At 71.9% G+C, this 20,171-nt stretch carries 14 protein-coding genes and 2 pseudogenes; 8 read left to right on the top strand and 8 right to left on the bottom strand.

Annotated features, from left to right (window positions below; genetic code table 11):
- The first annotated feature begins 918 nt into the window (after window positions 1–918).
- Complete coding sequence (locus ACR68M_RS31895; RefSeq protein ID WP_441247619.1) at window positions 919–4,113, top strand: amino acid adenylation domain-containing protein; 3,195 nt, start codon at window positions 919–921, stop codon at window positions 4,111–4,113.
- 14 nt (window positions 4,114–4,127) lie between these two features.
- Window positions 4,128–4,910 (top strand): leucyl/phenylalanyl-tRNA--protein transferase, encoded by a 783-nt coding sequence (locus ACR68M_RS31890; RefSeq protein WP_441247618.1) that lies wholly within the window; start codon window positions 4,128–4,130, stop codon window positions 4,908–4,910.
- A 4-nt stretch (window positions 4,911–4,914) separates the two neighbouring features.
- Here the strand turns inward: ACR68M_RS31890 and ACR68M_RS31885 are convergent, their stop codons facing one another.
- Entirely contained in the window at window positions 4,915–5,529 is a 615-nt protein-coding gene (locus ACR68M_RS31885) for a hypothetical protein (protein ID WP_441247617.1), read from the bottom strand.
- Window positions 5,530–5,618: 89 nt separating this feature from the next.
- On the opposite strand from ACR68M_RS31885, the gene ACR68M_RS31880 reads away from it, so the two are divergent.
- The 4 genes from ACR68M_RS31880 to ACR68M_RS31865 all read left to right on the top strand — a co-directional run bounded on the left by ACR68M_RS31880 (window position 5,619) and on the right by ACR68M_RS31865 (window position 12,021).
- Complete coding sequence (locus ACR68M_RS31880; protein WP_441247616.1) at window positions 5,619–8,453, top strand: FAD-binding and (Fe-S)-binding domain-containing protein; 2,835 nt, start codon at window positions 5,619–5,621, stop codon at window positions 8,451–8,453.
- A 156-nt stretch (window positions 8,454–8,609) separates the two neighbouring features.
- Complete coding sequence (locus tag ACR68M_RS31875) at window positions 8,610–10,199, top strand: S8 family serine peptidase (RefSeq protein WP_441247615.1); 1,590 nt, start codon at window positions 8,610–8,612, stop codon at window positions 10,197–10,199.
- 53 nt (window positions 10,200–10,252) lie between these two features.
- Entirely contained in the window at window positions 10,253–11,512 is a 1,260-nt protein-coding gene (locus ACR68M_RS31870) for a hypothetical protein (RefSeq protein WP_441247614.1), read from the top strand.
- 89 nt (window positions 11,513–11,601) lie between these two features.
- A complete protein-coding gene (locus tag ACR68M_RS31865) occupies window positions 11,602–12,021 on the top strand; it encodes an N-acetyltransferase family protein (RefSeq protein ID WP_441251769.1) in 420 nt (139 codons plus the stop codon).
- On the opposite strand, the gene ACR68M_RS31860 is transcribed toward ACR68M_RS31865, so the two are convergent.
- Complete coding sequence (locus tag ACR68M_RS31860; RefSeq protein ID WP_441247613.1) at window positions 11,994–12,278, bottom strand: cytochrome P450; 285 nt, start codon at window positions 12,276–12,278, stop codon at window positions 11,994–11,996. The genes ACR68M_RS31865 and ACR68M_RS31860 overlap by 28 nt on opposite strands.
- 325 nt (window positions 12,279–12,603) lie before the next feature.
- On the opposite strand from ACR68M_RS31860, the pseudogene ACR68M_RS31855 reads away from it, so the two are divergent.
- Window positions 12,604–12,747 (top strand): annotated as a pseudogene (locus ACR68M_RS31855) (helix-turn-helix domain-containing protein); the annotation flags it as partial.
- A pseudogene (locus ACR68M_RS31850) lies at window positions 12,747–13,159 on the top strand (ABC transporter permease subunit); the annotation flags it as partial. The pseudogenes ACR68M_RS31855 and ACR68M_RS31850, both read left to right, overlap by 1 nt.
- 8 nt (window positions 13,160–13,167) lie before the next feature.
- Here ACR68M_RS31850 and ACR68M_RS31845 read toward each other — a convergent pair.
- From ACR68M_RS31845 to ACR68M_RS31820, 6 genes are all read right to left on the bottom strand, one after another.
- A complete protein-coding gene (locus ACR68M_RS31845) occupies window positions 13,168–14,247 on the bottom strand; it encodes a LacI family DNA-binding transcriptional regulator (RefSeq protein ID WP_441247612.1) in 1,080 nt (359 codons plus the stop codon).
- A gap of 28 nt (window positions 14,248–14,275) precedes the next feature.
- Window positions 14,276–14,773, bottom strand: a complete 498-nt coding sequence (locus ACR68M_RS31840) for an alpha-L-arabinofuranosidase C-terminal domain-containing protein (RefSeq protein ID WP_441251768.1) — start codon at window positions 14,771–14,773, stop codon at window positions 14,276–14,278.
- Between the two features lie 325 nt (window positions 14,774–15,098).
- On the bottom strand, window positions 15,099–16,085 hold the full coding sequence (gene yjfF, locus ACR68M_RS31835; protein WP_441247611.1) for a galactofuranose ABC transporter, permease protein YjfF: 987 nt from the start codon (window positions 16,083–16,085) through the stop codon (window positions 15,099–15,101).
- A complete protein-coding gene (locus tag ACR68M_RS31830) occupies window positions 16,082–17,134 on the bottom strand; it encodes an ABC transporter permease (RefSeq protein WP_441247610.1) in 1,053 nt (350 codons plus the stop codon). Before ACR68M_RS31830 ends, yjfF begins: the two co-directional genes overlap by 4 nt.
- Window positions 17,134–18,684 (bottom strand): sugar ABC transporter ATP-binding protein, encoded by a 1,551-nt coding sequence (locus ACR68M_RS31825; RefSeq protein ID WP_441247609.1) that lies wholly within the window; start codon window positions 18,682–18,684, stop codon window positions 17,134–17,136. Before ACR68M_RS31825 ends, ACR68M_RS31830 begins: the two co-directional genes overlap by 1 nt.
- 56 nt (window positions 18,685–18,740) lie before the next feature.
- A complete protein-coding gene (locus tag ACR68M_RS31820) occupies window positions 18,741–19,739 on the bottom strand; it encodes an ABC transporter substrate-binding protein (RefSeq protein WP_441247608.1) in 999 nt (332 codons plus the stop codon).
- Between the last annotated feature and the right edge of the window lie 432 nt (window positions 19,740–20,171).

Genomic DNA, 20,171 nt, shown 5'->3' with positions numbered 1-20,171 from the left:
CGGGTGCAGGGCGGCGGCGCCCCAGGCGCAGTAGAAGGCGGCCCATCCCAGGTCGACCGGCGTGCCGATGTGCCAGACGCCGTGCAGCTGGATCAGCCCGTAGAGGATGTCGGAGACCAGGATGCCGAGGGTGCCGACGGCGAGCAGCTGCAACGACCTGCTCTTCCCGCCTCGTGGGACGAGCAGCCGCAGCAGCATCGCCATCACCAGGACGTCCCCGAGCGGGTAGGCGATCGAGATCGCCTTCTGCAGCCAGCTCAGGTCGGGGTCGTGCACGTACGGGATGATCAGATAGATCCAGACGAGCAGCGCAAGGCCGACCGTCAGCGTAAGCCCGTCGATCACGCTGCCGCGGTCCTGATGGGCCGTCCGCCAGCGGATGAACCCCAGGACGCCTGCGGCGTAGAGCAGATACTCCGCCAGGTAGAAGCCGTCGGCCACCGACGGGAAGTTCGTCTGGTGCAGATAGTTGGTCTCGACGACCTGGAGCACCTCACCCACCGTGAAGCTGAAATTCGCGAAGGCGAGCAGATACCACGGGAGCGCGTGCGCAGGACGGTTGAGCCGTGCCCCGACGATGATGGCGGCGACTCCGCTGAGTCCGATACCAGCCCACCAGATGATGCGTCCGGCAGGATTCTGGTAATAGACCACGGTGAGAAATACCATCCAGCCGAAATAACAGGCCATCAGGCGTCGTCTGCGAGAGGTCAACTCAGCCTCTCCCTTCGCGACATCACGGGCGTGGGAGGGTCCAGATGTTTTTTATCATCATACATTCATCCATCCGAGTGGATATAGTCGAGAAGTGCGGAGCCGCCCGTTACCGACCGCAACCAGAATGATCGGTAACGCACTGTCATCACTCTCTTGCAGCATCTCGAGGTCAGGCCAGTGGACACATCGGACGCTCCATCGGTGCGGAATTCCGGACCCAATGCCGTACTGGTGAACGGCGAAGGGCAGTACGCGATCTGGCCAGGTGACTTTGCGGTCCCCAACGGTTGGCGCAGCGTGTACGGGCCGGCCCCGCTCGACCGCTGCCGCGGCGAGGTGCGGGCCCGCTGGGCGGCCTCGGTTCCGGCCGCCCGCCGCAGCGCTCCGTCCCCGCCCGTGCACGAGCTGTTCCGGCGCCAGGCGGCCCGGCGGCCCGCCGCCACGGCGCTGGTCGACCAGGACGACGTGCTCAGCTACGGCGAGTTGGACAGCCGCAGCGACCGGCTGGCCGCGAGGCTCAGGGCGCTGGGCGTCCGGGCGGAGGTGATCGTCCCGGTCTGCCTGGACCGGGGCCTGCCGATGGTGGTCGCGCTGCTCGCGGTGCTCAAGGCGGGCGGCGCCTTCCTCCCGCTCGACCCGGCCCACCCGGACCGCCGGCTGTGGCAGTTGGCCGAGGACGCGGGCGCCCGGCAGGTGGTGACCAGCGGCGACCAGGTGTGGCGGTTCCGGACCTGCGGCGTCGTACCCGTGCTGGTGGAGGAGGCTCGGGAGCCGGGCCCCGACGCTCCGCCGCCGGAGACCGGCTCTCCCGACGATCTCGCCTACCTGATGTACACCTCGGGCACCACTGGCGTACCCAAAGGCGTCCTGGTCGACCACCGCTCGCTGGCGTCCTCGGTCACCAGGGCCGCCGCCGCCTACGGCCTGACCGAGGCGGACCGGGTGCTCCAGCTCGCCGCGCTCGGCTTCGACACCTCGCTGGAGCAGATCTTCACCCCGCTGCTCAGCGGGGCCGTGCTGGTCCTCGGCGGCCGCCGCACCTGGGCACCGACCGAGCTGCTCGACCGGCTGCCCGGCCTCGGCATCACCGTGGCGGATCTGACGCCCGCCTACTGGCACGAGTTCCTGCGCCTGGTGGACGGCGGTGGTCCACCGGAGACGGCCCTGCGGCTGCTGCTGGTCGGTGGGGACACCGTGCGCAGCGAGGACTGTCGGCTCTCCCTGCGCCTGCTGCCGGGCATCCGCCTGGTCAACGCCTACGGTCTGACCGAGACCGTGATCACCTCGACGCTCGGCGAGATCTCCGGCGATCTGCTGCGCCGGCCGCCCGCCCCCGTGCCGATCGGCACGCCGCTGCCGGGGACCAGCGTGTACGTACTGGACGCCGCGCTGCGCCCGGTGGCGCCGGGCGAGCCGGGCGAGGTCTACATCGGCGGCCGGACGCTGGCCCGGGGCTACTGGCGGCGGCCCGAGCTGACGGCCGAGCTGTTCCTGCCCGACCCGTTCGCGGCGGTCCCGGGCGCCCGGATGTACCGGACGGGGGACACCGGGCGGCTGCGTCCCGACGGTCGGCTGGAGCTGGCCGGGCGGATCGACCAACAGGTCAAGGTGCTGGGCTTCCGCGTCGACCCGGCGGAGGTGGAGTCCGCGCTCGCCACCCATCCCGCCGTCGACCAGGCCCAGGTGGTCGCCATCAGCCCGCCCAAAGGCGGCAAGGTGCTGACGGCCTACTTCACGCTGCGCGCGCCGGCCCGAGCCGAGACCTTCGACCGGGGCGTCCGGGCCTATCTGTCCGCGCGGCTGCCCGAGCACATGGTCCCGTCGGCGTTCGTCCACGTCGAGCACCTGCCGGTGGGACCGGAAGAACAGGCCGCCAAGGAGCCGCTCCCGCGCCCCGGACCGGCCGCGTCCGGCGGCGGGACGGCGGTGGAGGCCGCACTGGCGCAGCTCTGGTGCGAGCTGCTGGGGGTCGAACGGGTCGGCCCGGACGACGACTTCTTCGCGCTCGGCGGCAACTCGCTCATCGCGATGGAGATGCTGGCACGGGCCCGGATCATGTTCGGGATCGGCGTCACCCAGATCCGCTTCCTGACCCGCTCCCTGCTGCATCACCCGACCCTGCGGGCGTTCTCCGAGGTGGTCAGGTCCGCTCGGGCGGGCACGCCCGGCGAGGCCTCCCAGCCGGTGGACTTCGCAGCCGAGGCTGCGCTCGGCGTCCCCGTCCGGCGGGGCGGCGGCCGGGAGCCGCGCTGGCAGCAGCCTGCCGAGATCCTGCTCACCGGCGCCACCGGCTTCTGCGGGGCCCACCTGCTGCACACCCTGCTGGAGACCACCAGCGCCCGGGTGCACTGCCTGGTCCGGGCCCCGGACGAGCGGCGGGGGCTGGAGCGGATCCGCGCGGCGCACCACCGGTTCCTGCACCGCGAACCGGCGGCGGACCGGATCACCGCGCTGCCGGGGGACCTCACCGAACCGCTGCTGGGCCTGGCACCCGAACGGTTCGAGGAGCTGGCGTCGAGCCTGGACGTCATCCACCACTGCGGCGGGCAGGTCAACTTCATCTATCCGTACCAGGACCTGCGGGCGGCGAACGTGGACGGCACCCGGGAGGTACTCCGGCTGGCGGGCCGCTCCCGGGCGATACCGGTCCACTACCTGTCCAGCATGGCCGTCCTGGCCGGCTTCGGACCGGCCGGGGTCGAGTGCGTCACCGAGGAGACCCCGCTCGGGTACCCCGAGCTCCTGTCGGTCGGCTACGTGGAGAGCAAGTGGGTCGCCGAGGCCCTCCTGCAGAACGCGGCGACGGCGGGGCTGCCGGTCGCGATCCACCGGGTCAACGACGTCACGGGGGATCTGGCCACCGGCACGATGAACACCGGCACCGAGATCTGCGCCCTCGTCAAGTTCCTGGCGGAGAGCGGGGTCTGCCCCGACGTGGAACTGCGGCTCGACTTCGTGCCGGCCGACCGGCTCACCCGGGCCGTCGCCCACATCGCCACCGGCATCCCGGCCGCCGGGGAGGTCTACCACCTCACCAACCCGCGGTACGCGCTGCTCGGCGAGCTGGCCGACCGGCTGCGGGCCAGGGGCTACCCGATCGAGCAACTCCCCTACCACGCCTGGGTCCAGCGGCTGGTGCGGTTCGCTGCCCGGCATCCGACCCACCCGATGACACCGTTCGTCCCGCTGTTCGTCGACCAGTGCGCCGGGTCGGACCTCTCGATCAGCGAGATGTACTTCCGGCCCACCTTCCCGCTGTTCTCCCGTACTCGGGCCGAACGGGCGCTGCGCGGCAGCGGGATCGAGTTCCCCCCGGTCGACGCCCGGCTGCTCGACCTCTACCTCGACGACCTGCTGGCCGGCGCCTTCCTGGAGCCGCCGCAGGCGGCGGCCTGAGGGCGGCGGAGCCGGTGGAGGCCCGGCACCGGTCGTGGAGTTCGGTCGACCTCTCGACGGCACCCGGCGACACCCCGGCCGTGTTCTGCGCCGACCTCAGCCCGGCCGGGCTGCTGGCGGGCTACCAGGCCGGCGCGTTCCCGCTGCCCACGCCGGACGACTACGCCCGGTACCTCACCGAGGCCCGCTGTGAGGAGGACGTCGCGGCGGGGCGGATCGCCGTCGTCGGGACGGCCGTCGAGGTGCCGTACGAGGTGGCCTGGTGGTCGCCGGACCCCCGGCCGGTGATCGCCCCGTCCGGGGGCATACTGGGGCGGCGGCTGGCCCGGCGGCTGCGGAACACGGTGCGGTGGTCCACCACCGTGGACCGGGAGTTCGCCCGGGTGGTCGAGGAGTGCCGGGCGGGCCGCAGCCCGCGCTGGCTGACGGACCAGCTGAAGCAGGGCCTGTGCGGGCTGCACGAGGAGGGGCACGCGCACAGCGTCGAGGTCTGGGAGGACGGCGAGTTGATCGGCGGGGCGTTCGGCGTCCAGATCGGCGCGGTCCTCAGCCTGGACTCGATGTTCCATCGCCGCTCCGACGCCGCCCGGGTCGCGATCGCCGACCTGGCCACCCGCTTCACCGAGGCAGGCGGCCAACTCCTCGACGTCCAGTGGGACGGCCCGGCCGTCCGCGCCCTCGGCAGCACCCTCACTCCGAGAGCCGCCTACCTCGACCTGCTCCACTCCCCCCACGACTCACCCACCCTCCCACTCGGCCTTCGGCCGGCGGGCCGCACCTGTGCCACTCACCAGTAGACCGTCAGACGTGCGCCGTGCCGCCCTCGGCGACCATCGCGGCCGCGATCCGGCGGCCGCTCTCCTGCCACTCGGCCTCGGGCACCTTCGGCAGCACGTCGTCCCAGAGCGGCAGGCAGGTGCCCAGCATCTGCAGCATGCCCTCGGGCCGGGCGATCAGCCAGACGTGCAGGTGCGCGGCGCCGTCACCCCACTTGTTGACGTGCACCCGGGCGATGCCGCCGAGCGACATGACGGCCCGCTCGACGCGCTGGAGCATCGGGCCGAGTTCGGCGGCCCGCTCCGGCGGGAGGTCGATCAGGTCGTAGTGGCCGCGCGGCTGGAGCAGCACCATCGCGGGCAGGGCGGCCGGTTCCTTCATGGTGGTGAGCCGCCAGTGCTCGTCCGTCCAGAGGAAGGAGGAGTCCGGGCGGGCGCACTGGTGGCAGCTCTCCGGGCCCTCCTCGCCGTGCCGGGGCGGTTCGGGCAGCTGCGGGGCATCGAGGATCTTGACCTGGATGTCGCCCTCGAAGGGGAAGATGTCCCAGTTCGGGATGGAACCCTCGGGCAGGGCTATCCGCTCACCGATCGGCAGGCGCGCGACGTAGGGGCTGGGTGCGGCTTGAAGATCATCGCTCATGCCCCCAGAGACTGCCATATGACACCTCATCACTGCCTCGCCGGGGTGGCCCGTCCCACACCCCGGCCGCCCCTGCGATGATCTGACGCATGGCCGACGACCTCGCCCACGCCCTCGCCCACGCCCTCCGCGCAGCGCTCCGAGGGGAGGTCCGCTTCGGCACCGCCGAGCGTGCCGTCTACAGCCAGGACGCCTCCAACTACCGCCACCCGCCGCTCGGTGTGGTCAAACCCGCCGACCTGGACGACGTCCGCGCCGCCCTCGCCCTCTGCCGCGAGCACGGGGTGCCCGTCGTGCCGCGCGGCGCGGGGACGAGCGTCGGCGGGCAGGCGATCGGGCCAGGGGCGGTGGTGCTGGACTTCCGACGGCACCTCGACCGGGTGCTCTCGGTCGACCCGGACACCCGCACCGCCCGGGTCGAGCCGGGCGCGGTGCTCGACGACCTCCAGCGCGCCGCCCGCCCGTACGGGCTGCGCTTCGGACCCGACCCGTCCACGCACAGCCGCTGCACGCTCGGCGGCATGATCGGCAACGACTCCTGCGGCGCCCACTCGGTCGCCTGGGGCCGCACCTCGGACAACCTGCACGCCCTCGACCTGCTGCTCGCGGACGGCACCGAGCTGACCCTCACCGGCCCGCTCACCCCCGCCGAACGTGACCGTCTGCGTGCTCGCCCCGGCCGCGAGGGCGAGCTGCACCGCGCCCTCCAGGGCCTCACCACGGCCCACCTCACCGAGCTGCGCCAGGGCATGCCCGCCCTGCCCCGCCGCACCTCCGGCTACGCCCTCGACGCCCTGCTGCCCGAGCGCGGCCACGACCTGGCCCGCGCCTTCACCGGGACGGAGGGCACCTGCGCCGTGCTGCTCGGTGCGACCGTCCGCCTCGTCGAGGCCCCGGCGGCGCGCGCCCTGGTGGTCGCGGGCTACCCGGACGAGACGGCGGCCGCCGACGCCGTACCGGCTCTGCTGCCACTGCGGCCGCTCACCGTCGAGGGCATGGCCGCCGACCTGATCGAGGCGCTGCTCGCGGCGGGCCACCGGCCGCCCGCGCTGCGCAGGCTGCCCGAGGGCGGCTGCTGGCTGTTCCTGGAGGCCGGCGGCGCCACCCCGGCCGAGGCCCTGGACGCCGCCCGCGCCCTCACCGCCGCCGTGCACCGCGAGCCGTCGGCCACCAGCACCCTGGTCACCGACCCGGAGGAGCAGCGCCAGCTCTGGTCCGTCCGGGAGGCCGGCGCCGGGATCGTCACCCGGCTCCCGGACGGCCGGCAGGCCTGGCCGGGCTGGGAGGACTCGGCCGTGCCGGTCGAGCGCCTCGGCGACTACCTCCGCGAGCTGCGCTCCCTGCTCGCGCGGCACGGCCTGCGCGGCGTCCCGTACGGGCACTTCGGCGAGGGCTGCGTCCATCTGCGGCTCGACTTCCCGCTCACGGACGGTCAACGGCTGCCGGAGTTCCGCGCGTTCATGACCGAGGCGGCCGATCTGGTGGTGGCGCACGGGGGTTCGCTCTCGGGTGAGCACGGCGACGGGCAGGCCCGGGGCGAGCTGCTGCCCCGGATGTACCCGCCGGAGATCATCGAGCTCTTCGGCCGGTTCAAACAGATCTGGGACCCTGCCAACCTGCTCAACCCCGGCGCCGTCGTCGACCCCCGTCCGCTCGACGCCGACCTGCGCTTCCCCGGCCGCGACCTGCTGCCGCTCGCACTCCCGTACGAGCAGGACGGCGGCAGCCTGCTCACCGCCGTGCACCGCTGCGTCGGCGTCGGCAAATGCGTCGACACCAGCACCGGCGTGATGTGCCCCAGCTACATGGCCACCCACGAGGAGCGGCACTCCACCCGGGGCCGCGCCCGGCTGCTCGCCGAGATGCTGCGCGGCGAGCTGATCACCGACGGCTGGCGCTCCGAGGAGGTCCGCGAGGCACTCGACCTCTGCCTCGGCTGCAAGGGCTGCGCGAGCGACTGCCCCGTCCAGGTCGACATGGCGGCCTACCGCACCGAGTTCCTGCACCAGCACTACCGCCGCAGGCTGCGCCCCCGCTCGCACTACTCGATGGGCTGGCTCCCGCTCTGGCTGCGCGCCGCCGCATACGCCCCCGGCGTGGCGACCCGCCTCGCACGCTCCCGCCCGCTCAAATGGCTGGGCAGCATCGAACCCCGCCGTGAGGTGCCCGCCCTCCCCGCCGAGACCTTCCAGCGCTGGTTCCGCCGGTACCGCGCCGAGCACCCCGAGCAGCCGGGCGCCCGGCCCGTGCTGCTCTGGCCCGACACCCTGGGCAACCTGCTCGACCCGGCGCCCGCCCGCGCCGCCGTCGAGGTGCTGGAGCGGCTCGGCTTCGCCGTCCGGCTGCCCGACGGCCCGGTCTGCTGCGGGCTGACCTGGATCTCCACCGGCCAGCTCGGCACCGCCCGCCGGGTGCTGCGGCGCAGCCTGCGCGCCGTCCCGCCGGGCCTGCCCGTGATCGGCCTCGAACCGAGCTGCACGGCAGCCCTCCGCGAGGAACTGCCCCGCCTGCTGCCCGACCCCGGCGACCTGCCCGGCCGGGTCCGCACCTTCGCCGAGTTCCTGGACGAATCCGGCGCGGAGCTGCCGCAGCTGACGGCCACCGCCCTCACCCAGACCCACTGCCACCAGCACGCCGTGCTCGGCACCGCCGCCGACCGCCGCGTCGAGGCCCGGCTCGGCATCACCAACACCGTGCTGGACTCCGGCTGTTGCGGCCTGGCCGGGAACTTCGGCTTCGAACGCGGTCACTACGAGGTCTCCGTCGCCGCCGCCGAACGCGTCCTGCTCCCCGCCGTCCGCGCCGCGGCCGCCGGCACCGTCCTCCTCGCCGACGGCTTCAGCTGCCGCACCCAGATCACCGACCTCACCGACGGCACCCGCCCCCTCCACCTGGCCGAGCTGATCCGCAACGCGCTCCGCTGAGGCCTTGCCCCCAGGGGCGCGGGGCCCGACTGATCAACTGCGTGCGCGAGCACGGAAGGCTACGGCTCCGTCTCTCCCGTTTCGCGCAGTTCCCCGCGCCCCTGGGGGCTGGCCAGTTGCGTGCGCCCTGGGTCGCTGCCCGGCGGGCCCGAGCGCATGGTGGAGAGGAAGGCCCAGCTCTCCACCCAGGGACGCGCCATGACGACGGCCGACCACCCCCACCCGGGCGGCTTCTGCGCGGTCAGCCCCGCGCTCCACCCCGGCGTGCCGCCGGAGGTGCGGGACAAGGTCGTCCGGGTGCTGCCGGACAGCCGCAGCCCGGTGCTGGTCGAGATGGACCTCGCCCGTGACCCCTCGACCGAGCAGACCCGGCAGGACTTCCTGGCCGGCTACCACGCCGCCCTCGACTCCACCGCCGACCCGCCGCCCCCGCCGCAGCCGCTCGCCGACAGCTACGTCCGCTGCGTGCTGCGCCCGGACGAGATCCAGCGGCTGCTGGCTGCCGACCGGGGCCCGGACGGCCACGGCCCGCACACCGTCTTCCGGATCTGGCCCGACTACACGCTGCGGGCCCACATCGACCGCTCGGTCTCCACGATCAAGGCGGACGCCGTCCGTCGGGCCTATGCAGCGGGCGGCGAGGGGGTGGTCTGGGGCGTGCTGGACAGCGGGATCGACGCCGGGCACCCGCACTTCGAGGCCGGCACGCTGACCGGGCGGGTGGCCCGGCTGCACCGCGACTTCACGGCGCTCGTGCCGCCCGCGTCCGCGCCGGGCACCCCGTCACCCGATTCGCCGCTCACCGACGAGGCCGGTCACGGCACGCACGTCGCGGGCATCATCGCCGGCGCGCTGCCCGAGAAGTACGACCCGGTGATCGGCAGCGTCGAGACGGTCGCGGACGGCCTGCCGAGCTGGGTGGCCCGGCGGCTCGGCACCGGGCGCTCGCTGGCCGGGATGGCACCGCAGGCGCAGCTGGTGAGCCTGAAGGTGCTGGCCGAGCGCGACGGCGAGTTGGTGACCTCGTCCAGCGCGGTGATCGAGGCGCTCTACTACGTCCGGGAGACGCTCAACACTGGCGGGCGGATGCTGCTGGTGCACGGCGTGAACCTGAGCTTCGGCTGCCCGTGGGATCCGCGTGACTACGCCTGCGGGCTGAGCCCGCTGTGCCGCGAGGTGAACCTGCTGGTGGCGAGCGGCGTGGTGGTCGTGGTGAGCGCAGGCAACGGCGGCTTCGGCGGCGAGTCCCTCCCGGGCGAGGGCAGTTCGGACGCCCGCGCGGTGCTGGCCACCATCACCGACCCGGGCAACGCCGAGTCCGCGATCACCGTCGGCTCCACCCACCGCGACCGGCCGCACGAGTTCGGCGTCACCTACAGCTCGTCCAAGGGCCCGACGCTGGACGGGCGCCTCAAACCGGACCTGCTGGCGCCCGGCGAGCACATCACCTCCTGCGCCTCGGGTGCACTCCGCGCCCAACTCGCCTCGCTCCTCCCGCCCGTGAGTGATCCAGCAGGCCCCGCCCCGGCAGGTCTCGCGGCGTACGTCGAGGAGAGCGGCACCTCGATGGCGGCGCCGCACGTCTCGGGCGCCGTCGCGGCCTTCCTCTCCGCCCGCCCGGAGTACATGGGACGGCCCGGGGAGGTGAAACAGCTCTTCTGCGCCAACGCCACCTCGCTCGGCCGCGACCGCTATCTGGAGGGGCACGGCCTGCTCGACCTGATGCGCGTCATGTCGAGCGTCTGAGTCCGTCCGAGAACGTCCGAACCCGCCCGCGCCCTCACCGGGAAGTGATCTCCATGGCAGACCCGATCGCCGGACTCCCGTACTGGCTGGTCACCTTCGGTGCCGACGGCGCCCTGCTGGACGACGGCGGGCTGCTCGCCGCGCTCCCCACCTCCGGGGTGCGCGAACTCTTCGTGCTCTCGCACGGCTGGAAGACCTCCACGGGCGATGCCGAGCAGCTCCACCGGGACATGTTCACCGAACTCTCCCGGCAGATCACCGAGTTCGCACCCGGCCTGAACGGCACCGTCGGCGTGGTGGGGGTGCTCTGGCCGTCCCTGCTCTTCCCCGAGGACGCCCCGGCGGGCCCGGCCGTGCCCTCGACCGGCGCGCAGCTGGCGGCCGCCCTCGCCCCGGCCTTCGCGCCCGCCCAGCAGGCGAGCCTCCAGCAGGTCACCGCCCTGCTGGACCAGCAGCCGCAGGACGCGGCGAGTCTCCAGAAGGCGCACGCCCTGATCGCCTCGCTGGTGACCGCTCCGGCGCTGGCGGCCGAGGACTCCGGTGAGCAGGCGGTGCTGACCGGGCCGACCGCCCAGGTCTTCGGCACCCTCTCGGGCCTGTCGAAGACCCGGTCGGACGCGGAGGGCCTGCCGAACCCGTTCACCACGCTCTGGCACGGCGCTCGCGAGGCGCTGCGCACGGCGAGCTACTTCGAGATGAAGAACCGCGCCGGGGTGGTGGGCCGGGACGGCCTCGGGCCGCTGGTCGGGAAGATCGGCACCCTGGGCGTGCGGGTGCACCTGCTGGGCCACAGCTTCGGCGCCCGGCTGGTCTCGTTCGCGCTCACCGGCCTCCCGGCGGGCGGGCCCTCGCCGGTCGGCTCGCTGCTGCTGATCCAGGGCGCGTTCTCGCACTTCAGCTTCGCTGCGGCGCTGCCGGTCGACGCCTCCCGCAGCGGCTTCCTGGCCGGTGCGGGCGGGCTGGTCGCGGGGCCGCTGCTGTCCACCTTCTCGGCGGCCGACCGCGCGGTGGGCTGGTGGTACCCGGCGGCCTCGATGCTGAGCCACAGCGACTCGGAGAGCGCCACCGACCTGACCTACCGCTGGGGCGGCATGGGCCACGACGGCTTCCAGCAGGCCGACGCCCAGCAGCTGGATCTCCAGGAGGCGGGCACCGCCTACGACTTCCACCTCGGCGGGTTCTACCGCCTGCACAGCGACGCGGTGATCGCCGCCGACCAGTCCCTCTTCTCCGGTGCCCACAGCGACATCCGCCACCCGCAGGTGCTCTGGGCCGCCCTCGCGGCCGCCACCACCGGCCAGGCCCACCAGTGATCTTGTAGTGTCCTGGCGTGACCAACGAGAACAGCACGAGCATCCGGCACGCGGAGGCGTCGGACGCCGCAGAGATAGCGCGCATCCACATGGCCTCCCGGGCGGCCACGATGCCGTACCTGCCCCCGCAGAAGCGCAGTCACGAGCAGGTGAGCCGATGGGTCGAGGACGTCCTGCTCAAGGAGGCCCGCGCCTGGGTCGCCGTGCACGACTCCGAACTCCTCGGCTACGCCGCTCTTGAGGGCGACGTGCTCGAACACCTCTACCTGCGCCCGGATGCCCGCCGCCAGGGCGTCGGCACCCTGCTCCTCGACGAGGTCAAGCGGCACAGCTCCGGCGAGGTGTCCCTGATGGTGTTCCAACAGAACACCGGAGCCCGCGCGTTCTACGAGCACCACGGCTTCACCGTCCTCGACACCAACGACGGCGACCGCAACATGGAGAACCTGCCCGACATGACCCTTCGCTGGGCCCGCGTGGGTCAGGAGTCCGGCCGCCAGACCACCTGAAGGTGCTTCAGGCCGTTCTGGAAGTTCGACACCAGCCGTACGGGCGCAGCCTCTTGGGCCAGTTCCAGGCCGGGCAGTTCGGCGAGGACGTGCCGGAGCATCGCCGTCATCTGGAGCCGCGCCAGCTGGGCCCCGAGGCAGAAGTGCGGGCCGTAGCCGAAGCTGACGTGGTCGTTCGGGGTCCGGGTGATGTCGAAGCGGTCGGGCTCCGCGAAGACGGTCTCGTCCCGGTTGGCGGAGGCGTGGTAGACCACCACCTTCTCGCCGCGCCGGTCCGCTGCCCGCCCAACTCGACGTCCCGGGCAGCTTCGGTTCGTCGTTCACCGGGATTCCCTGCGAAGATCAAGGGATGGACTACGGCCTCCTGCCGTACCGGCCGGGCGTGCTGACACTGCAGCGCTAGCCGGTGGCGTGACAGAGGGCCGGCTCCGGTGTTCCTGCCGTTCGCGGGCAACGACGTACGCCGAACCGGGTGAGCGTCACAGTGAGCGCTCAGGAACGGGTGGAGTTGGAGCGGCGGGCTCGGTGCAAGGCCGAGCCCGCCGTGCACGTGGAGAACCCGAATGGTGGCGGCCTCGTCCTGTCTCCCTGTTGAGGGCCCAGGACACCGGCGTGAGGGAGATCGCCCGCAGGCTGGGGCGTTCTCCGTCGACGATCTCCCGTGAGCTGCGACGCAACGCGGCCACTCGGTGCGGGCAACTCGACTACCGGGCCTCGATCCCGCAGTCCTGGGCGCCCTGCTGTTCGGCTTCGGCTACCTCATGCGCAACTCGATCATCGGCCGGCACACCTATGCCATCGGTGGCAACGAAGCAGCCACCAGGCTCTCCGGCGTGAAGAGCCGGCGGGCGGTCTTCCTGGCTTTCGTCAACATGGGCGTCCTCGCCACACTGGCCGGCCTGGTCTTCGCCGCCCGGCTCAACGCCGGCACCCCCAGGCCGGCATCAACTTCGAACTGGAAGCCATCGCCGCCGCCTTCATCGGCGGCGCCATCATCGGCGGCCTGGTCCTCGGCGTCCTCGACAACGGCATGTCCCTGGTCGGCATCGGCACCGACTACCCACAGGTCATCAAGGGCCTGGTGCTCCTCGCCGCCGTCGGCTTCGACGTCTGGAACAAGCGCAAGAGCGGTTCCTGAGGCCTGGACTACGCCTGGCCGCGTCCGGGTGCGGCCGCCGTGCTCAGGCGGACCACCAGCTCCGGGGCCACCAGGACGCTGCTGGGGGCGCCCGAGCGGTCGACCGGGGCGTCGTCCAGCTGCGCGACGAGGAGTTCGAGCCCACGTCGGCCGAGCCCGCCGAAGTCCTGGCTGACCGTGGTCAGGGGCGGCACCAGGTAGGACGCCTCCGGAATGTCGTCGAAGCCGACCACGCTGATGTCCTCGGGCACCCGGCGGCCTGCCTCGTGCAGCGCCCAGAGCAGGCCGAGCGCCATGTGGTCGTTCGCGCAGAACACCGCGGTGACGTCCCGGTCCACTGCCAGCCGCCGGCCGGCCTCGTACCCCGAACGGGAGCTCCAGTCGCCGGGAAGCGGGCGGGGTGCGGCCACGCCGGCTTCGGCGAGCGTGGCGGACCAGCTCTCGGCGCGGTGCCGGGCCTCCAGCCATCTCGGCGGGCCCGAGATGTGATGCACCGTGCGGTGCCCGAGATCGAGCAGGAACCGCGTCGCCATCCGGGCGCCCGCGACGTTGTCCACGGCCACCGTGGGGACTCGGCCCTGGCCGGACGTGCCGAGGCGGACGACCGGCACGCTCACCGAGATGTGGGCCAGCGGGTCCGCCGCGGAGGTCTGCGGCGCGATCAGCACGACGCCCTCGACACCCTGGTCGCGCAGCCGGTCGACGGCCTCCTGCACCGACCGGGCGTCGAGGGCGAGCGGCGAGACGATACTGATGTAGTAGCCCGCCGCGCGGGCGGCCCGCTCGATTCCGTAGAGCATCGAGGACGGGCCGAACAGCGTGGAGTCGAAGCTCACCACGCCGAGCGTCTTCGACCTGCGGGTGACGAGCGCGCGGGCCGCCGAGTTCGGGCGGTAGCCCAGCTCCCGGATCGCCGAAAGCACCCGGTCGCGGGTGGCCGAGCGCACGTTCGGGTGATCGTTGAGCACCCGGGAGACAGTCTGGTGCGAGACGCCGGCCAGCGCCGCGACGTCGGCCATCACCGGCTGACGGGGCCCGGCGGCGGTATCCTCCTCGGGCCCGCCCAGTCGACCTGCGGCGGTGCTCATGCTCTCCGCTCCGTCCTGAGTCCGTGGATCACTCTCGTGAGCCTACCGAGAGCGCGGGCGCACTCCGGTTGCATCCAGATATCGGCGTCGCCGACCACAGCAGCCGACCCAACGGTTCGGCAGCGCCCCCACACCTGGTGGGTGACGGGAGCGCTGCCGCGGTCGTCAGCATGGAGTTGGTGTCCGACGGCAAGGTGGAGGCCAGGGTGACCGCCGTGCCGCTGGACGGGAGGGGGCCGGCGCCGGTCAGGTCGACCGTGACGTTCTGCTTGTTGCCGCCGGGGTTGACCACCGTGACGTAGTACTTGCCGGTGCTCGAGTCCTTGGTGACCACGGATTTGACGGTGCTGGTGCCCGCGTACGAGGAGGTCAGCACCTGGTCGCCGTGGTTGGCCGCGAGCATCTGCCGGACGTACGCACTGGGCGAGTTGTAGCTGCTGGAGGCGTCGAAGGCGATCAGATTGGTGCTCCACTGGACGCTGTCGACGTTCGCCAGCAGCGGCGCGTACGCCTCCTGGCCGACCAGGTCGGAGGTCGGCCTGCCCTCCTGTGAGGCCCACTCGCCCGAGAAGATCTTCGGGCCGGTGCGCGAGCGGTTGTCGTATTCCCCGAGTCGTCGGTGGCCGTGCTGCCACCGGACTCGTCCAGGGACCAGTGAGCCGCGAGGGTCGCGGCGGCGGCTGCGGGGGTGGCGGTGAGGGTGGCCAGGCCGGTCGTCAGCAGGGCGGCGGCGGCCGCCGGCGCCGGGCGGATTCTGACGCGGTGGTGCATGGGGCTCCCGTGCTGGTGGGTGGTGAAGGGAAGGTGCCTTGGTCCCCCGTGTGCTCCCCCGGTGAGCCCGCCGCCGTCCGTCAGGAGCGGCGACGGGCCGTCATGATGCGCTGCAGCAGGACGAAGACGAAGAGCAGCGCGCCGACCGCGATCTTCGTCCACCAGGAGCTGAGCGTGCCCTCGAAGGTGATGATGGTCTGGATCACGCCGAGCACCAGGACGCCCAGCACCGTGCCCAGGACGTATCCCGAGCCACCGGTGAGCAGCGTCCCGCCGATCACCACGGCTGCGATGGCGTCCAGTTCGGTGCCGACCAGGTGCAGGCTGTAGCCCGACAGCGTGTACAGCGTGAAGAGCACGCCGCCGAGCGCGGAGCAGAGCCCGCTGACGGTGTAGGCCCGGATGACGGTCCGTCCGACCGGCACGCCCATGAGCAGCGCCGACTGCGGGTTGCCGCCGACGGCGTACACCGCTCTGCCGAACCGGGTGTAGTGCAGCACGAGGAACGCGGCCGCGACCACCGACACGGCGATCACCACCGACCACGAGACGAACACCCCGCCGGGCAGCGTCACATGGCTCTGCGCCAGGGTGGTGAACAGGTGGTCGGAGATCGGGATGGAGTCGGTGCTGATCAGATAGCAGAGGCCCCGGGCGAAGAACATGCCCGCCAAGGTGGCGATGAACGGCTGCACTTCGAAGTGGTGGATGGCGTACCCCATCCCGGCGCCGAACAGGCCGCCGACGACCAGGACCAGCGGGATCACCAACAGCGGTGGCCAGCCCTGCCGCTGGACCAGGTCGGCACAGAGCATCGTACTGAGCGCCGCGACCGCGCCGACCGAGAGGTCGATGCCGCCGGTCAGGATCACGAAGGTCATGCCGACCGCGATGACCAGCAGGTAGGCGTTGTCGACGAAGAGGTTGGCCAGGACCTGGCCGGAGAGGAAGCCGTAGTAGCGGTAGTTGCCGGCCGCCAGGGTGAGCGCGAAGAGCGCGGTGGTGGCGAGGACCGGGAGGTAGCCTCGGCGTTGCGCGGCGAACTCCCGCAGGGACGTCGTACTCATGCCGCCGTGGCCTCCTTCTTCCTTGGCTTGGCTTCGACGACGGCGCCGCTGCGGCGCGCCCGCCCGGGGAGGACCTTGGCGCGGAAGGCCGGGGACTGCAGCAGGCACACTGCGGTGACCACCAGGGCCTTGAACACCAGAGTGGTCTCCGGCGGGACGCCGATCGTGTAGACGGTCGTGGAGAGGGTCTGGATGACGAGCGCTCCGACGGCAGTGCCGCCGAGGTGGAAGCGGCCTCCGGAGAGCGAGGTCCCGCCGATCACGACGGCCAGGATGGCGTCGAGTTCGATCCACAGGCCGGCGTTGTTGCCGTCCGCCGAGGCGACGTTGGAGCTGATCATCAGCCCGGCACCGGCCGCGCACAGGGCGCAGAACGCGTACACCGTGACGGTGAGGCCGCGCGCCCGGATGCCGACCAGCCGACTGGCCTCGCGGTTCCCGCCGACCGACTCGAGCAGCAGGCCGAGCGCGCTGCGCCGTACCGTGAGACCGGTCAGCACCAGCACCACGGCCGCAATCAGTACCGAGAGCGGCAGGCCGAGTTCGTACCCGCCGCCGATCAGGTGGTACGGCTCGCTGTTGACGGTGATGATCTGTCCGCCGGTGATCATCTGGGCGACGCCGCGACCGGCGACCATCAGTACCAGGGTGGCGATGATCGGCTGCATCCCGGCGCCCGCCACCAGCAGGCCGTTCCAGATCCCGAGGGCGACGCAGACCGCCAGCGCGAGCAGCACGGCCAGCACGACCGCCCCGCTGTCCTTCTGGTCCGTCAGGTGACTGATGTTCAGGCAGGCGACGGCGCCGGAGATGGCCACCAGGGCGCCGACCGAGAGGTCGATGCCGCCGGTGGCGATGACCAGCGTCATCCCGAGGGCGACCAGCAGCAGCGGCGAGCCGAGGCGCAGGATGTCGATCAGGCTGCCGTAGAGGTGGCCGTCACGGACCCGGATGCTGAGGAAGTCCGGCGAGTAGATCACGTTGGTGATGAGCAGTGCGGCCAGCAGGGCCACCGGCCAGAACAGTCGGTGGCTGAGAAGTTGCCTCATCACTGGGCACCTCCGCTCGCGATGGTCTCCATGAGCCGGTCCAGGGTGAGTTCGGGAGTGTTGGGGAGCGTCGCCACGAGTTCGTGGTCGCGCAGCACGCCGACGGTGTCGGAGAGCCGCAGGACCTCCTCGAGTTCAGCGGAGATGTAGAGGACTGCCATGCCGTCCTCGGCCAGCGAGGCGACCAGCTTCTGGATCTCGGTCTTGGCGCCGATGTCGATGCCACGGGTGGGCTCGTCCAGGATCAGCAGCTTGGGATCGGTGATCAGCCAGCGCGCGAGCAGGACCTTCTGCTGGTTGCCGCCGCTGAGGTTGCGGACCAGGGCCGAGGGGTCGGCGGGGTGGACGTGCAGCGCCTTGATCCACTTGTCGACCAGTTCGTCGGCCCGGCGGGTCGGCAGCGGCCTGGTCCAGCCTCGGGAGGCCTGCAGGGCCAGCAGGATGTTCTCCCGGACGGTGAGGTCCGGGACGATGCCCTCGGTGCGGCGGTTCTCCGAGCAGAACGCGATGCCGTGCCGGATCGCGGCCCGGGGGCTGCGCAGGCTGACGCTCTGTCCGCCGACGGAGATCTTGCCGGTGTCCGCGTGGTCGGCCCCCGCGATCAGCCGGGCCGCCTCGGAGCGCCCGGCGCCGAGCAGACCGGCCAGGCCGACCACCTCGCCCGGGTGCAGGGCCAGGTCGAACGGCTCCACCGCGCCCTTGCGCCCGAGGCCGTTCGCGACCACGTACGGCTCGGTGTCGGCGCCGGGCTCCCGGCCGGTCCGCTGCTGTTCGGAGACGTCCAGCTCGCCGAGTTCCTGGCCCAGCATCGCGGCGACCAGCTCCAGTTGGGGCAGCTCGGCGGTCAGGTACTCGCCCACCAGCTGCCCGTCGCGCAGGACGGTGATCCGGTCGCAGACCTCGTAGACCTGGTCGAGGAAGTGCGTGACGAAGAGGATCGCCACGCCCTCCTCGCGCAGCCGGCGGATGACCGTGAAGAGCCGCGCGACCTCGTCGCGGTCGAGGCTGGAGGTGGGCTCGTCCAGGATCAGCACCTTCAGCCCGCCGACGCCGCCCTCCTCGGTGTCCACGGCTCGGGCGATGGCGACCATCTGCTGCAACGCCAGTGGCAGGGTGCCGACTTCGGCCCGTACGTCGATGTCTAGGTCCAGGCCGGCCAGCAGCTCGGCTGCCTTGCGGCGCAGCGCGGACCAGTGGATGCCGCCGAGGCGGCGCGGTTCACGTCCGAGGAAGAGGTTCTCCGCGACCGACAGGTTCGGGCAGAGGTTCACCTCCTGGTAGACGGTGCTGACACCGGCTCCCTGAGCCTGCAGCGGTCCGCCGAAACGGACCGGCGCGCCGGCGAGCACGATCTCGCCGGCCTCCGCGGTGTGGACTCCGGTGAGTACCTTGATCAGGGTCGACTTCCCGGCGCCGTTCTCGCCCATCAGGGCGTGCACCTCGCCGGCGAAGAGCCGGAGGTGGACGCCGGACAGAGCCTGGAATCCGGCGAACTCCTTGCTGATACCGGTCATTTCGAGGACCGGGCGGGCGGACTGCGGCGCCGGCATGGTTGCTCCTCTCCTCGCCTGGTGGCCGGAGCCCTGTGCGGGCCCCGGCGGGGTGGTCAGTACTGGCGGTTGGGGAGCTCGGCGGCGGCCTGGTCCTTGGTGAAGACGCCCTCCTTGGAGAGGACCCGGTCGGGCACGTCCTGCTTGTCGTGGATCTTCTGGACCAGGTCCATGATCTGCGGGCCGATCAGCGGGTTGCACTCGACGACCTCTTCGATCTTGCCGTCGGCCATCGCCTGGAAGGCGTCCTTGATGCCGTCGATCGAGACGATCTTGATGTCCTTGCCCGGCTTGAGGCCGGCCTCCTCGATCGCCTGGATGGCGCCGACGGCCATGTCGTCGTTGTGGGCGAAGAGGATGTTGATGTCCTTGTGCGCCTTGAGGAAGGCCTCCATGACCTCCTTGCCCTTGGCACGGGTGAAGTCACCGGACTGGTCGGCGATGACCTTGAACTTCGGGTCCTTGAGGACGACGTCGTCGAAGCCCTTCTTGCGGTCGATCGCCGGAGCCGAGCCGGTGGTGCCCTCGAGCTCGGCGATGTTCACCGGTCCGGTCGCGTTCTTCTCGGCGTCCACCAGCCACTGACCCGCGCTGTTGCCCTCCTTGACGAAGTCCGACCCGATGAAGGTCTTGTAGAGCGTCTTGTCCTGGGTGTCGACGGCCCGGTCGGTGAGGAGGACCGGGATGCCGGCGGCCTTCGCCTCCTTCAGGACGGTGTCCCAGCCGGTGGTGACCACCGGCGAGAAACCGATGACGTCCACCTTCTGCTGGATGAAGGACCGGATCGCGGCGATCTGGTTCTCCTGCTTCTGCTGGGCGTCGGAGAACTTCAGCTCGAAGCCGGCCGCCTTCGCCGCGTCCTGGATCGACTTGGAGTTCGCGGAGCGCCAGCCACTCTCGGCGCCGACCTGCGAGAAGCCGAAGACCAGCTTGTGCTGACCGCCCGCGTCGGCGGACCCCGCCGGGGCCTTCTTGCCGTCGCAGGCGGCCAGCGAGACGGTCAACGCGGCGGCGACGGCAACAGCGCCGAGGGTTCTGCTGATGGAACGGGACATCGTGCTCTCCTTGATGATGGTGAATCAGTGAGCGGTGTCTGACGTGAATTCGGCGAGGTGCTGGCCCGGGAGGGCGAATGCCGGCCTTCGGCGTCGGCGGGTACGCGCCGCTCGGGCGGCGGGCGAGCGAGCGGCCGCCGGGCGGGGCGGGTACGGCACGAGCGGATCTCCAGACCCTCACCGGTGGCGCCGAGAGGGGCTGCGGCCACCACGGGGCCACCCGTGGAAGCGGTGGGACGGGCGGTCCCGGGTGGCCGCAGCCGTGCGGAGCAGCGGGCCCGGCCGGTCGACTGTTTGACCGTGAGGGCCCTACCGCCAGGCCAGGACTCCAATAGCGGCTTTTGGCAGTTGGCGCTAACAGAAAATCGTCGAGGAAGCGGCGCCGACAGGTTACGGAAGCGGCCCCTTAAAGCTGCCACAATTGAGCCCCTG

The organism is Kitasatospora sp. McL0602 (assembly GCF_052076145.1).
GTDB lineage: Bacteria > Actinomycetota > Actinomycetes > Streptomycetales > Streptomycetaceae > Kitasatospora.
Note: the sequence above shows the minus strand (reverse complement) of the source record. Positions and strands in the feature narration are given on the sequence as shown.